The 13,114-nt window shown below is 69.4% G+C and carries 8 protein-coding genes; 2 read left to right on the top strand and 6 right to left on the bottom strand.

Features of this window, described 5'->3' with window-relative positions:
• Nucleotides 1–16 precede the first annotated feature (16 nt).
• Nucleotides 17–970: a family 43 glycosylhydrolase gene (locus ACZ6N8_RS25920; protein WP_466013109.1), complete on the top strand. Its 954-nt coding sequence runs from the start codon at nt 17–19 to the stop codon at nt 968–970.
• 63 nt (nt 971–1,033) lie between these two features.
• Here ACZ6N8_RS25920 and ACZ6N8_RS25925 read toward each other — a convergent pair whose 3' ends face one another.
• The 6 genes from ACZ6N8_RS25925 to ACZ6N8_RS25950 all read right to left on the bottom strand — a co-directional run bounded on the left by ACZ6N8_RS25925 (nt 1,034) and on the right by ACZ6N8_RS25950 (nt 9,019).
• Nucleotides 1,034–3,430, bottom strand: coding sequence for a ricin-type beta-trefoil lectin domain protein (locus ACZ6N8_RS25925; protein ID WP_466013110.1), 2,397 nt, complete (start codon nt 3,428–3,430; stop codon nt 1,034–1,036).
• Nucleotides 3,431–3,498: 68 nt separating this feature from the next.
• Nucleotides 3,499–4,350, bottom strand: a complete 852-nt coding sequence (locus ACZ6N8_RS25930; RefSeq protein ID WP_466013111.1) for a sugar phosphate isomerase/epimerase family protein — start codon at nt 4,348–4,350, stop codon at nt 3,499–3,501.
• 6 nt (nt 4,351–4,356) lie between these two features.
• Nucleotides 4,357–5,541 carry a substrate-binding domain-containing protein gene (locus tag ACZ6N8_RS25935; protein WP_466013112.1) on the bottom strand — a complete coding sequence of 395 codons (1,185 nt, stop codon included), beginning with the start codon at nt 5,539–5,541 and terminating at the stop codon, nt 4,357–4,359.
• Nucleotides 5,542–5,553: 12 nt separating this feature from the next.
• On the bottom strand, nt 5,554–6,537 hold the full coding sequence (locus ACZ6N8_RS25940; protein WP_466013113.1) for an ABC transporter permease: 984 nt from the start codon (nt 6,535–6,537) through the stop codon (nt 5,554–5,556).
• Between the two features lie 2 nt (nt 6,538–6,539).
• Nucleotides 6,540–7,511 carry an ABC transporter permease gene (locus ACZ6N8_RS25945; protein WP_466013114.1) on the bottom strand — a complete coding sequence of 324 codons (972 nt, stop codon included), beginning with the start codon at nt 7,509–7,511 and terminating at the stop codon, nt 6,540–6,542.
• Nucleotides 7,508–9,019: a sugar ABC transporter ATP-binding protein gene (locus ACZ6N8_RS25950; protein ID WP_466013115.1), complete on the bottom strand. Its 1,512-nt coding sequence runs from the start codon at nt 9,017–9,019 to the stop codon at nt 7,508–7,510. Before ACZ6N8_RS25950 ends, ACZ6N8_RS25945 begins: the two co-directional genes overlap by 4 nt.
• Nucleotides 9,020–9,544: 525 nt before the next feature.
• On the opposite strand from ACZ6N8_RS25950, the gene ACZ6N8_RS25955 reads away from it, so the two are divergent.
• Entirely contained in the window at nt 9,545–13,099 is a 3,555-nt protein-coding gene (locus ACZ6N8_RS25955; RefSeq protein WP_466013116.1) for a ThuA domain-containing protein, read from the top strand.
• Nucleotides 13,100–13,114: the final 15 nt, after the last annotated feature.

The following is a 13,114-nucleotide window of genomic DNA, read 5'->3' on the forward strand; positions in this document are numbered from 1 at the left end:
GTGCTAGGTTCCGGCCATGCTTCGTCTAGCCGACCACTGGGTGTGGGACAGCTGGTACGCGCGGGACGACGACGGCCTCTGGCACGTCTTCTTCCTGCGCGCGTCCCGTGCCCTGCACGATCCGCACCGACGCCACCGCCGTGCCACGATCGGCCACGCCGTCTCGGCGGACCTGCGCTCGTGGCGCCTCGTCGCCGACGCGGTGGTGCCCTCCGACGCTCCCGGCTGGGACGACCTGGCGACCTGGACCGGCTGCACCGTGCGAGGCCCGGACGGGCTGTGGTACCTGTTCTACACAGGCGTCGGTCACGCCGAGGGCGGGCTCGTCCAGCGCATCGGTCTGGCCGTCTCGGACGACCTGACGACGTGGCGCCGGCACGGCACCGAGCCGATCGTCCAGGCCGACCCCACGTGGTACGAGCTGCTGGACACGGACCTGTGGTACGAGCAGGCCTGGCGCGACCCGTGGGTCTTCCCCGACCCGGACGGCGCGGGGTGGCACATGCTCATCACCGCCCGCGCCAACACCGGTCCGGCGGACACGCGCGGCGTCCTCGGCCACGCCACCTCCAGCGACCTGCTGACCTGGACGGTGCGGCCACCCCTGTCGACGCCGGGCGGCTTCGGTCACCTCGAGGTGCCCCAGGTCGCGGTCCTCGACGGACAGCCGCTGCTGCTGTTCTCCACCGACGCCACCGGCAGCGCCCGGCGGGACGACCACCGGATCTGGGTGGCGACCGGCGAGACCACCCTCGGCCCGTGGGACATCGCGTCCGCCCAGCCGTTCGCACACCCGCACCTGTACGCGCCCCGGCTGGTCCCCGAGCCCGCCGACGACTGGTCCCTCATCGGCTTCCTCGACCACGTCGACGAGACGTTCGTCGGGGAACTCACCGATCCCATTCCCGTGCGGTACCGGGCCTCGACCGGGCTGGTCGTGGACCCGACGCGGGCGAACGGCGGGCGCTAACCGGACAGGTCCGGGCCGGGGTGCGCCCCCCGAGCCCGGACCTGCCGGTCTCCGGCTGCTACCTCAGCTGCGCGGCTGCCACTGCTGGTTCGCGCCGCCGTTGCAGGACCAGAGGATCAGTTTGGTGCCGTTCGCCGTCCCGGCGCCGTTCGCGTCCAGACACAGGCCCGACTGCACCCCGGTGATCGTGCCGTTGGCGTTGATGGTCCACTGCTGGTTGGCCTGGCCGTTGCAGTCCCAGATGACCACAGCGGTGCCGTTGCTGGTGCCCTGGCCGGAGGCGTCCAGGCACTTGGTGCCGTAGACCACGAGCTGCCGGCTGGCGGTGGCGGTCCACCGCTGGTTGGTGGCGCCGCTGATGCAGTCCCAGATCTGGGCCTGGGTGCCGTTCGTCGTGCTGGACCCGCCGATCTCGGCACAGCGACCCGACTGGACGCCCACGAGCTGCACGTTCTGCGGGTTGGTGCTGCCCCCGCTCTGCACACCAGCCGCGTTGATCACCGTCTGCGCGCCGGCCGGCCAGCTCCCGTTGCTGACCGTCACGTTGCCGTTGACCACGTTGCCGCGGTCGCCGTTGGTCACGTTCGTGCTGTTGTTCGTCGACCAGTTGTTGGTGACTGTGAAGTTGCCCATGTTCTCCGCGTACCAGTAGTTGGCGGTGGCCCAGGTGCCGGTGGAGGAGAACACGTTGTTGCGGGCGGTGTAGTAGCGGGAGCCCTCGTCGAAGTAGAGCCCGAACCAGCCGTTGGTACGCAGGCAGTGGTTCTCGTTGATCGTCCCGCCCGGGTTCGCCGAGAGCGTGTAGATGCACCCGCCGTCGGTCATCTGCTGCATGACGTCGTGCACGTAGTTGCCGATGACCTGGTTGTTGGCAGCCGTGGTGGCCGTGGTGTAGCGCGGCTGGTAGTTGTACAGGCCACGATTGGCGTAGTGCTGGCTGCCGCCCGCGTCGTTCGCGCCCCAGCCGTAGCCGACCGACAGGCCTGTGTACGGCATGTTGTAGACCTCGTTGTGCGAGACAAGCGCGGTGTTCACGTAGGTGGTCAGGATCGAGACCACGCCCCGGTACTCCAGCCCGAGATCGTGCACCCGGTTGTTGCTGATGGTGATGTTGCGGTTGACCATCCGCTGGTCGCTGGGGTGGTGGGCGTCGGCACGTACGCCGCCGACGACGATGCCGCCGGCCGAGTTACGGGCGATCTCGGAGCGGGTGACAGTGATGTTGCTTGCGCCCAGCCCGACGCCGCTGGCGTGGGCGTTGGCGTCGTTCCCGATCCCGATGGCCGTCTGCCCCAGGTTGACGAACTGGGAGTCGCCGAAGGTGATGGTGTTGGCGGCGGAGACCTGCACGGCGGCGGGCATCTGGTTCCAGTTCGGCCTGGTGGCCTCGAACTGCGGGCAGCCGGCCTGGCAGGACGTCAGCGCGTCGGACGGGCGGGACCAGGTGCCGGTGATGTGCGCGCCGGTCTGCTGGTCGGCGAAGCCGTTGCTGCTGCTCGGGCCGAGCCAGCTGGTGCCCGTGAAGGTGATGCCGCTGAACGAGATGTGGTGCGCCGGCGCGTCGTAGGTGCCGCCGATGGCGACCAGGGACTGCAACTGCGGCAGCTCGACGCTGACGGTGCTCATGTTCTGCCCCGCGAGCGGGATGTAGTTGAGCTGGCCGTTGCCCGGGTTCAGATACCACTCCCCCGGCGAGTCCAGGAACTCGTACGCGTTGGTCAGGTAGAACGGCCCGGCCCGGTGCGGGCTGGAGAGCGTGTCGAAGCCGAACGTGTTGTTGTTCCACGCGGGCTGCTGCATGGTGAGGACGTTCCCGCTGATGCTCTGCACCGGCGAGTACCTGTCGGTGAACGAGCCGACGCTCTCCACCTCGACGCGGTTCTGGTTGCCCAGGTTGTTGAGGTAGCTGAGCGCGCTGGTGCTGAACCGCATTCCGCTCGTGGTGAAGGTGAAGTCGGACCGGTTCACGGCGGTGCGCGCACGCGTGGCGACGGCCCCGTTCACGTAGAGCTGACGGGAGTCGAGCCCGGCGGGAACGTTGGCCCGCCAGATGTTCTTCCCGGAGTCGACGAGCGACCAGCCGGTGACCGCGCGGGCGCCGGTGATGGTCGGACGTGCGCCGGAGGCCGCCCGCCAGATCACCTGATAGCCGTTGGTGCCCGAGTCGGCAGCGGAGAACCGCAGCGGCGACGAGAGTCGGTACGCGCCGCCGGCCAGCTCCACCACGATGTCACCGGACATCGTGCTGTTGACCGCCCGCACCGCGGTCTGCGCGGCGGACAGCGAACACGGCTGGCTGGCCGAGCAGGTGGTGCCGGTGCCGGAGGGTGACGCGTAGAGGGTGGTGGTCGCCGCCTGGGCCGGGGACGCCGAGGCGGTCACCGCGACCAGCGCGGTGAACGCTGTCGCGGCCGCGCCGGCCAGCAACCGGCGCGGCGTTGCGATGGACGGGACGGGCACGGGATGGTTCTCCTGACGTGAGAGGGGCGCGGCGCCTGGACGGCGCGGGTTCCGAGCACGGCGGCGGATCAGGCGAGCACCTCCCGCAGGTAGCGCAGACCGTCGGTGGCGAGACGGTCCTGCGAGGGTGCCAACGGTCGCCAGATCGACGCGGCGGTGGCGATGGTCTCGTTCTCCGCCGTGAACGACTCGATGCAGACGGCACCCCGGTAGCCGGTGTCGCACAGGAAGGTGAAGAAGCGGGGCCAGTCGAAGTGGTCGGTGCCGGGAGCGCCGCGGTCGGTGCCGCTGACCTGGACGTGCTTGATGTGCCCGCCGGCGACGGAGAGGGCCGCGTAGGGATCGGACTCCTCGATGTTCATGTGGTAGGTGTCGATCATGAGGCCGACGTTCGGTGGCAGTCCGTCGATCAGGTCGAGGGTCTGTTCGACGGTGTTGACGACGCTCGTCTCGTAGCGGTTCAACGCCTCCACACCGATGCTGACGCCCGACTCACCAGCCTGCTCCGCCACCGGTGCCAGAGCCCGCCGGAAGTCCGCGTAGCAGGCCGCCCGGGCCGTCGGCGACATCCGCCAGGTGCGGCCGACCGAGGCGTAGACGGGACCGCCGACGCACGGCGCCCCGACGGCCGCCGCGCTCGCCACACACCCCATGAGGTACGCGACTGTCGACTCGACGACGGCCGGGGCGGCGTCCACCAGGTCCCGACCCGGCGGGGTGACCGCGCAGACCCCGGCCGCGACGAGACCGTGCGCGGCCAGCAGGTCCCGGGTACGGATCGGGTCCCAGTCCCCGGGCTGCTCGATCGGCAACTCGACCGCGTCGAAGCCGAACGACGCGATCCGGGGAATCAGCTCGGCGAGGGCCTCGTCGTCGACAGGCGAGGCCCACACCCAGGGGTTGACGCCGATGGCGTACACCGGAACCTACTTCCAGCGCTGCGGGTAACCGGGCAAGTCGGTGCAGCCGCACATCGCGTAGTGCAGCGGCGGCATGTTCGGGTCGAGGTACCGGTCCAGGTTGTCCTGGGTGATGGTCGGCTGGGGCAGCTTCCAGGGGTTGGAGACCTGCTCGCCGTCGAGGATCCGCAGCGCGGCGATGATCGGCGTACGCCACTGGTAGGTCGGGTAGGTAGGCGCGATGGCGGTGAGGTTCTTGTCCTTCCAGATCTTCAGGAAGTCGAGCTGGTCCTCGCCGTTGATCGGTGGAACGGGCTTGCCCGCGTCCTGGAACGCCTCGACGGCGGCGACGGCGACGGCCCCGGCGTCCATCCAGATGCCGTCGATGGTGCCGTACCGCTGGATGTAGTCGTCGACGATCTTCTTGGTCTTGGCGGGGTCGCCGTCGGTGAACTCGACGCCGACGACGTCGACCTTCGCCTTGTCGAACGCCACCTTCGCCGCCGACCAGCGGGTCTCCAGGACGTCGACACCGGGCAGGATCCGCAGGGCCAGGACCTTGCCGCCGGGCTTCATCTTCTGGCTGACGAACTCGGCCCCGACGTGACCGAAGCCGTAGCCGCCGATCGGGTTGATGAACGTCACGGGGCACTTCGTGTTGACACCACGGTCGAAGACGACGACCGGCAGCCCCGCCTGGCAGGCCGCCTCGACGGCAGGGGTGAGGGTGGCGGTGGTGTTCGGCGAGACGATGAGCGCGTCGCAGCCCTTGCCGAGCAGGTCGTTGATGTCCGCGATCTGCTTCTGGTCCTTGCCTTCGGCGTCGACGTGCACGAACTCCTTGATGCGACTCTTCTGCGCCTCGACCTCGGCCTGCATGGTCTTGAACCCGACCTGCCGCCACGGGTTGTTGAGCGCCGCGTTCGAGAAGCAGATCTTGTGCGGGCCGTTCTTCTTGAACTTGGCGGTGTCCACCATCGTCGGGTTGAGCACCTGCTCCCACGGCTTGTCGGCCGGGCCGGTCGGGGCCGCGTCGAGCAACGCGAGCTCGGCGTCGTAGTCGGCCTGCACGAAGAACTTCGACTGGTCCCCGGTGCCCGACCCGGCGGCGGCGGAGGCACTGCCCGAGGGGCCCGCCGCCGGCTCGTCCGTGGCGCACGCCGCGAGGGACAGCAGGGTGACGGCGGCCAGAGCCGCCATGGAACGTCGCACTATGGTTTCCCCTTATCTCGACGAAGAACGGGTTGCCGAGACCGCCACGGCGAGCAGGATGATCGCGCCCTGGACGGTCGACCTGAGGGCGCCGGAGACGCCGTAGAAATTCATGAGGGCGAACAGCAGTTCGAGGGTCAGGGCGCCGAGCATCGCGCCGACGACGGAGCCGCGACCCCCACCCAGGGCCACACCGCCGAGGACGACCGCGGTGATCGCGCCGAACTCCAGGCCCGCGCCGGCCTGGAACGAGACGCCGCTGTAGCCACCCAGGAGGATCGCCGCCACGGCCGCCGCGAGCCCGCTGAGGATGAAGGCGATGGTCCGGGTACGCCAGACGCGTACTCCGCTCAGCTCGGCGGTGCGCGGGTTGTCGCCGACGGCGACGAGCGTCCGGCCGAAGTCGGACCGCATGAGCAGCACGGCGAGGGCCGCGAGGACCAGCAGGACCAGCAGGGCGTACGGCAGGCGACCGAGCACCGGCACGTCCTCGACGGCACGCCTGCCGAACCGCCGGAACTCCTCGGAGAGCTGACCCTTCGGAGCGCCGTCGGACCACAGGTAGACGGCGCCGACGAGGATCAGGAACATGCCGAGGGTGGTGATGAACGACGGCACCCGCAGTCGCGTCGTGATCAGGCCGTTGACCAACCCGACCACCGCCCCGAAGGCGAGCAGCAGCAGGACCACCGGCCAGGTACGCGCCGGATCGCCGTCGATCAGCCGGGCGGCCACGACCACCTGTGCGGTGACCAGCGAGCCGACGGAGAGGTCGAACTCGCCGGAGACGATCACGAAGTACTGGCCGGCGGCGAGCAGGATGATCGGCGCCGACCGACCGAGGAACGACATCAGCGACGACGGGGCCAGGAAGTCGGGCTGCCGGATGCCGACGAGCACCAGCAGCACCGCGAGGATCGCGAGGATCGGCAGGACGCCACCGGGCCGGAGCCGGGGCACCCGCAGCGACAGCGTACGGGGCTGGACGGTCTGCATGGCTAGGCCGCCTTTCGCATGGCGCGGCGGGCGTAGACGGCGACCGCGGCGATGATGATGGCGCCCCGGATCACCTGCTTGAAGAAGGCATCGACCTCGAGCTGGTTGAAGATGGCGTCGATGCTGGCGAGCAGCAGCACGCCCCCGACGGTGCCGACGACACCGCCGCGCCCACCGGCGAGGGCGGTGCCGCCGATCACCACAGCGGCTATCGACTCCAGGTCGTACAGGCCCTCGGTGCCCACCCGGGGGGCGCCCGAGCCGAGCCGGCTGGCGAGGTAGATCCCGGCGAGCCCGGCACACAGCGAGCACAGCACGTGGGCGGCGACGAGAACCCGGTCGTTGCGGACGCCGGAGAGCCGGGCGACCTCCGGGTCACCGCCGACCGCGACCAGGTGGTGGCCGAAGCGGGTCCGCGAGAGCGCGAACCAGGCCGCCCCGGTCACGGCGACCAGCAGCAGGAACGACAACGGCACCGGACCGATCCGCTGGTAGCCGAGGGTCTGCACCAGGGTCGGCGAGGTGGTGCCGGCGGGGCCGTCGTAGCCGCTGTCGAGGTAACCCTTGAGCAGCAGCCCGACGCCGAGGGTGGCGATGAACGCGTTGACCCGGAATTTCGTGAACAGAAGCCCGTTGAGCAGCCCGACAGCCGCGCTGACCCCGAGCGCCAGGAGAATCGCCGGCAGCAGCGCGCCGTCGCTGCCGTTCATCGTCTCGGCCGCGACGAGGGTGCTGAGGCTGATCACGTACGCCACGGAGAGGTCGAGCGAACCGCCGAGGATGACAAGGGTCTGACCCACGGCGACGAGCCCGAGGCCGGCGGCGACGTGCAGGAGGCTCACCGTCGTGGACTGGTTGAACAGTTGACCACCGTCGACAAGGACGACCAGCCAGCCGATGGCGAGAGTGAGGGTCAGGGCCACGAACACGCCCGGCACGGGGCGTCGGGCCGGCAGCAGCGACAGGGCGCTCATGCGGCGGCCTCCCGTACGGTGCCGACGGCCAGGGCCATGACGTCCTCCTCGCTCGCGCCGGCGGGCAGTTCGCCGGCGATCCGGCCGTCGCGCATGACGACGATGCGGTCGCTCATCCCCAACAGCTCGGGCAGATCGGACGAGATCATCAGCACGGCCGCGCCGTCTCGGGCCAGACGGCGGACGAGGTCGTGGATGGCCGACTTCGCTCCCACGTCGATGCCGCGGGTCGGTTCGTCGAAGAGCAGGATCCGTGGGTTGAGCGCGAGCCACCGGGCCAGGACGACCTTCTGCTGGTTGCCGCCGGAGAGGAAGCGGATCTCCTGGTCGTCGCCGGCGCCGCGGATCTCCACGGCGGCGAGCAGGTCCCGTACCCGTGCGGTGCGCGCGGCGTGACCGGACCGGGCCGCGAAGACGGCCCGGCTGGCGAGCAGCGCGTTGTCGAGCACCGACTGCCGGGGCACGATCCCCTCGCCCTTGCGATCCTCGGTGACGTAGGCGATGCCGGCCCGCGTCGCGGTGCGCGGAGAACGGAGCCGGACCGGTCGGCCGTCGAGCGTGACGTCGCCGGTCGTGAACGGGGAGACGCCGAAGAGCGCGCGGGCCAGCGCCGAGCGCCCGGAGCCCTGGAGGCCGCCGATGCCGAGCACCTCGCCGGCGCGCAGCTGGAGGCCCACGTCGCGCAGCTTCCGGTTCCCCGCGGCGCGGACGCTGAGCCGTACCGGGCCGATGTCGTCGGGCGCGGCCCGGTCGGGGTAGTAGCTGGACAGCTCCCGGCCGACCATGTGCCGCACCAGCTCGTCGGCGGTGGTCGCGGCGGTGTCCACAGTGGTAACCCGGCGGCCGTCCTTGAGGACCGTGATCCGGGTGGACAGGTCGAAGACCTCGGTGAGCCGGTGCGAGACGTACAGCAGGCCGATCCCCCGCTCCTGGAGCCGGCGCACCAGCCCGTAGAGCAGCTCGACCTCGTGGTCGGCCAACGCCGCTGTCGGTTCGTCCATGATCAGCAGGCGCGCGTCCAGGGCGAGCGCCTTGGCGATCTCGACGACCTGCTGCTGCGCGACCCCGAGGCGTCCCACCCGGGCGTCGGCCGGCAGGGCGGTCTCCCCGATCGAGGCGAGCAGCCGAGCGGTGCGGTCGAGCATCTCCCGGCGGTCGACCAACCCGCGGCGGACCGGCTCGTGTCCCAGGTAGACGTTCTCCGCCACGGTGCGCTCCGGCAGCAGGTTGAACTCCTGGTGGATGATCCCGATGCCGGCCCGCTGGGCGTCGCGCGGTCCACGGAACACACGTGGCTCGCCGTCGAGTTCCACGGTCCCCCCGTCGGGGGCGTACCCGCCCGACACGATCTTCATGAGGGTGGACTTCCCGGCGCCGTTCTCCCCGACGACGGCGTGGACCTCGCCCGGCGCGACGTCGAGGTCGACACCGTCGAGCACGCGTACACCGAGGAAGGACTTGCCGATGCCCCTGAGGGTGAGCAGCGGCGCCGGCCGTGGGTCTGACATCCCGAAAGCCCTCGCAGACAGTAGTCATCAGCAGGATTCGATGTGACCCTACGGTCACGTCAAGGACCTGAACATCGAACTTTCGTAGACATCGACGGATACTTACGTTCTTGCGGTACGAACATTCCCTTGACATCGCCGAAACATCACACGTATGAAGATAGATGTTTGGATAGGGGTCCGCAATCCTCGACCGGGGCTGATTGACGGGGCCACAGTAGGAGCCGTCGGCGGTCCCGCCGCCGGCGGGTCGATCTCGCTCGCCGTCCACTGGGCAGGACGGCGGCGACGTTCATTGATTGACAGCTACCTATTGCTGGCTCATCCTGACCCCGTGAATCATCAGACGAAACTCGCGAGCTTCATCACGCTGGGTGACGTCTCCCGGTTCTGACTGCCGTCTTCGGCGAACGGCACGAGGACCGACCACCACAGTCGTGCCCTCGCGCGCGTCCAGGCACAACCTGGCGCGGCGCGGGGCCCATGGCCGCTACCGCAGTTGCCCGTCCGACCTAGGAGACGCCCATGCGTCGCAACACACTGCTCATCGCGATGATCGCCGGCTTGTTACTGGCGCTCGGCCTCGCGCCACCCGCCTCGGCGGCCCCGGCCTTCCGCGCCCTGCTGTTCACCAAGACCGTCGGCTACCGGCACGACTCGATCCCCGCCGGGATCTCCATGTTCCAGCAGCAGGCCGCGGCCAACAACTTCGAGCTGGTGCAGACCGAGGACTCCAGCGTCTTCACCCCGGCCAACCTCGCGACCTTCGACGTCATCATCATGTTCCAGACCTCCGGCATGGTCTGGACCTCCGCCGCCCAGCGCCAGGCCGTCGAGGGCTACCTCGCCAGCGGCAAGGGCATCGTCGGCGTCCACAACGCCACCGACATGGGCATCGAATCCGAGTACCCGTGGTGGGACCAGACCATCAACGGCGGCGCCCACATGCCCGAGCACTCCCCCGGCGTGCTGCCCGGCACCGCCATCGTCGCCGACAAGCAGCACCCGTCGACGGCGGGACTGCCGGACCGCTGGAACCGCAGCGAGGAGTGGTACAACTTCGACAGCAACCCGCGCGGCAACGTACACGTCCTGGTGACCGCCGACGAGCGGACGTACAACCCGGGATCCCGGGCCATGGGCCCGGACCACCCGATCTCCTGGTGCCGCAACGTCAGCGGCGGTCGGGTGTGGGCGACCGCGATGGGCCACGCCATCGACTCGTACAGCGAGACGAACTTCCGCAACCACGTCCTCGGTGGTGTCAAGTGGGCCGCCGGGAACGTCCCCGGCGACTGCGGTGGCACGGTGTGGGGCAACTTCGAGAAGAGGACCCTCGACGACAACACAGTCGACCCGATGGCGCTGGCCGTGGCACCTGACGGACGTGTCATCTACGTCCAGCGCGGCGGACAGGTCAAGATCTTCAAGCCCTCGACAAACAGCACAGTCACCGCCGCCACGCTCAGCGTCTACACCGGAGGTGAGGACGGCCTGACCGGCATGGCGTTGGATCCGAACTTCGCCAGTAACGGGTACGTGTACCTGTACCACTCGCCGGCGAGCAGCACGACCGACGTCAACCGCGTCTCGCGCTACACGCTCACCGGTGACACGCTCAACCTGTCCAGCGAGGCCCGGATCATCGACATCCCCGCCTACCGCGACCGCACGTTCCCCGAGCCCGGCCACACCGGTGGGTACATCGACTTCGGGCCGGACGGCAACCTCTACATCGCCACCGGAGACGACACGCCGCCGAACCTCGACCCCAACTGGCAGGGCTACGCACCGCTGGACTGGCGCTCGGGCAAGTCCAACCTCGACGCCGCCCGCAGCGCCGGAAACACCAACGACCTGCGCGGCAAGCTGCTGCGCGTCAAGCCCTCGGCCAGCGGCGGCTACACCATCCCGACCGGAAACCTCTACCCCCAGGGTACGGCGCAGACCCGGCCGGAGATCTACGCGATGGGCTTCCGCAACCCCTTCCGGTTTTCGATCGACAGGGCCAACGGCTGGGTCTACCTGGCCGACTACGGGCCGGACCGGAACCCGCCCACCACCAACCGCGGGCCCGAGGGGCTCGTCGAACTCAACGTGATCAAGTCGGCCGGCAACTACGGCTGGCCGTTCTGCCACGGGGACAACCAGCCCTACGCGCCGTACAACCCGGACACGGGCGTCGTCGGCGCGAAGTTCAACTGCAACGCGCCGGTCAACAACTCGCCCAACAACACGGGCCTGACCAGCCTCAAGCCGATCGTCGCGCCGAACATCTGGTACGGGTACGGCACCTCGCCGACCTTCCCGGAGCTGGGCTCCGGCGGCTCCGCGCCGATGGGCGGGCCGGTCTACCGGTACGACCCGGCGAACCCGTCCGCTACCAAGTTCCCGCCGTACTACGACGGCGTGCACTTCTTCTACGAGTGGTCCCGCAGCTACATCAAGGAGGTGCACTTCGACTCCGCCACGGCGGTGACCAGGACCAACCCGTTCCTGCCCAACACGCGCTTCAACAAGCCGATGGACATGGAGTTCGGCAAGGACGGCTCGCCCTACCTGTTGGAGTGGGGCACCAACTTCGGTGGCGGCAACAGCGACTCCGGGCTCTACCGGATCGACTACATCCAGGGCGGCCGCTCGCCGATCGTCAAGGCCACCGGCACTCCGACCAGCGGCAGCGCGCCGCTCACCGTCCAGTTCAGCAGCGCGGGCACTGCCGACCCGGACCCGGGCAACACACTGAGCTACCAGTGGACGTTCGGCGACGGCACCACCTCCACCGCCGCCAATCCGTCGCACGTCTACACCTCCAACGGCAACTACACGGCGCAGTTGAAGGTCACCGACAACACAGGCAAGACAGGCTTCGCCAACGTCCAGATCACCGTCGGCAACAGCGCGCCGGTGGTCACCATCACCACCCCGACCAATGGCGGGATGCTCACCTTCGGTGACAAGGTGCCGTACCAGATCAGCGTGACAGATCCGGACGGCGGGACGGTCGACTGCTCGAAGGTGTTCCTCAACCCGGCGCTGGGGCACGACGACCACGCGCACGAGACCACTGAGTACCCGGGTTGCTCGGGCACCATCTCCACCGACCTGCTCGGCGGGCACCCCGATGGAGCCAACCTGTTCTACGTGTTGAACGCGCGGTACACCGACAGTGGCGGTGCGGGTGGCGCGGCTCCGCTCACCGGCACCGCGCAGGCAATCCTCCAGCCGAAGCACAAGCAGTCGGAGTACTTCAGCAGCCAGTCCGGCGTCCGGGTCGTCGACCAGGCGGCGGCGGAGAGCACCAAGCGCGTCGGTGACATCTCCAACAACGACTGGATCGCGTTCAGCCCGATGAGCCTGTCCGGCATCTCGACGGTCAGCTACCGGCTGTCGTCGCCGTCCGGTGGCGGCACGATCGAGCTGCGGGCCGGTTCACCCACCGGAACGCTGCTGGCCACGACACCCGTGCCGAGCACCGGCGGCTGGGACAACTACCAGTCCACGGCGCCGGTGAGTGTCGCCGCCCTCGCGGGGACGCAGACGCTGTACATGGTGTTCAAGGGCAGCACGAACAACTGGTTCGACCTCGACTCGCACACCTTCGGCGGGGCAGGGGTCGGCGTTCCCGGCACCGGCACGGGCACCGGCGTGGCGGGCAAGACCTGGACGCTCACCGCGCAGCACAGTGGCAAGCTGATGGACGTCAGCGGCGTCTCCACCGCCGACGGCGCCCAGCTCACCCAGTGGGCGGCCACCGGGGGCAACAACCAGAAGTGGCAGGCCGTCGACGCCGGCGGTGGCGCGGTCTACCTCAAGGCGGTCCACAGCGGCAAGTGCGCCGAGGTGATCGGCGGCTCCACGGCGGCGGGCGCGTTCCTCCAGCAGGCCACCTGCAACAACAGCAACCAGCAGAAGTTCACCGCCACGGCCACGACGACGGCCGGGATCTACACGGTACGCAACGTGCAGAGCAACCTCTGCCTGGACGTCAACAGCGCGTCCACGGCGGACGGCGCCCGGCTCCTGCAGTGGACCTGCCACGGCGCGAGCAACCAGCAGTGGAGGTTCACCCAGGTGTGACGAAACCGCACTGAC

Source organism: Micromonospora sp. NPDC047521, from assembly GCF_055587305.1.

Coding starts and splice junctions, on each gene's coding strand:
- ACZ6N8_RS25945 (WP_466013114.1), bottom strand. CDS start 7,511: ATGAGCGCCCTGTCGCTGCTGCCGGCCCGACGCCCCGTGCCGGGCGTG.
- ACZ6N8_RS25920 (WP_466013109.1), top strand. CDS start 17: ATGCTTCGTCTAGCCGACCACTGGGTGTGGGACAGCTGGTACGCGCGG.
- ACZ6N8_RS25940 (WP_466013113.1), bottom strand. CDS start 6,537: ATGCAGACCGTCCAGCCCCGTACGCTGTCGCTGCGGGTGCCCCGGCTC.
- ACZ6N8_RS25955 (WP_466013116.1), top strand. CDS start 9,545: ATGCGTCGCAACACACTGCTCATCGCGATGATCGCCGGCTTGTTACTG.
- ACZ6N8_RS25950 (WP_466013115.1), bottom strand. CDS start 9,019: ATGTCAGACCCACGGCCGGCGCCGCTGCTCACCCTCAGGGGCATCGGC.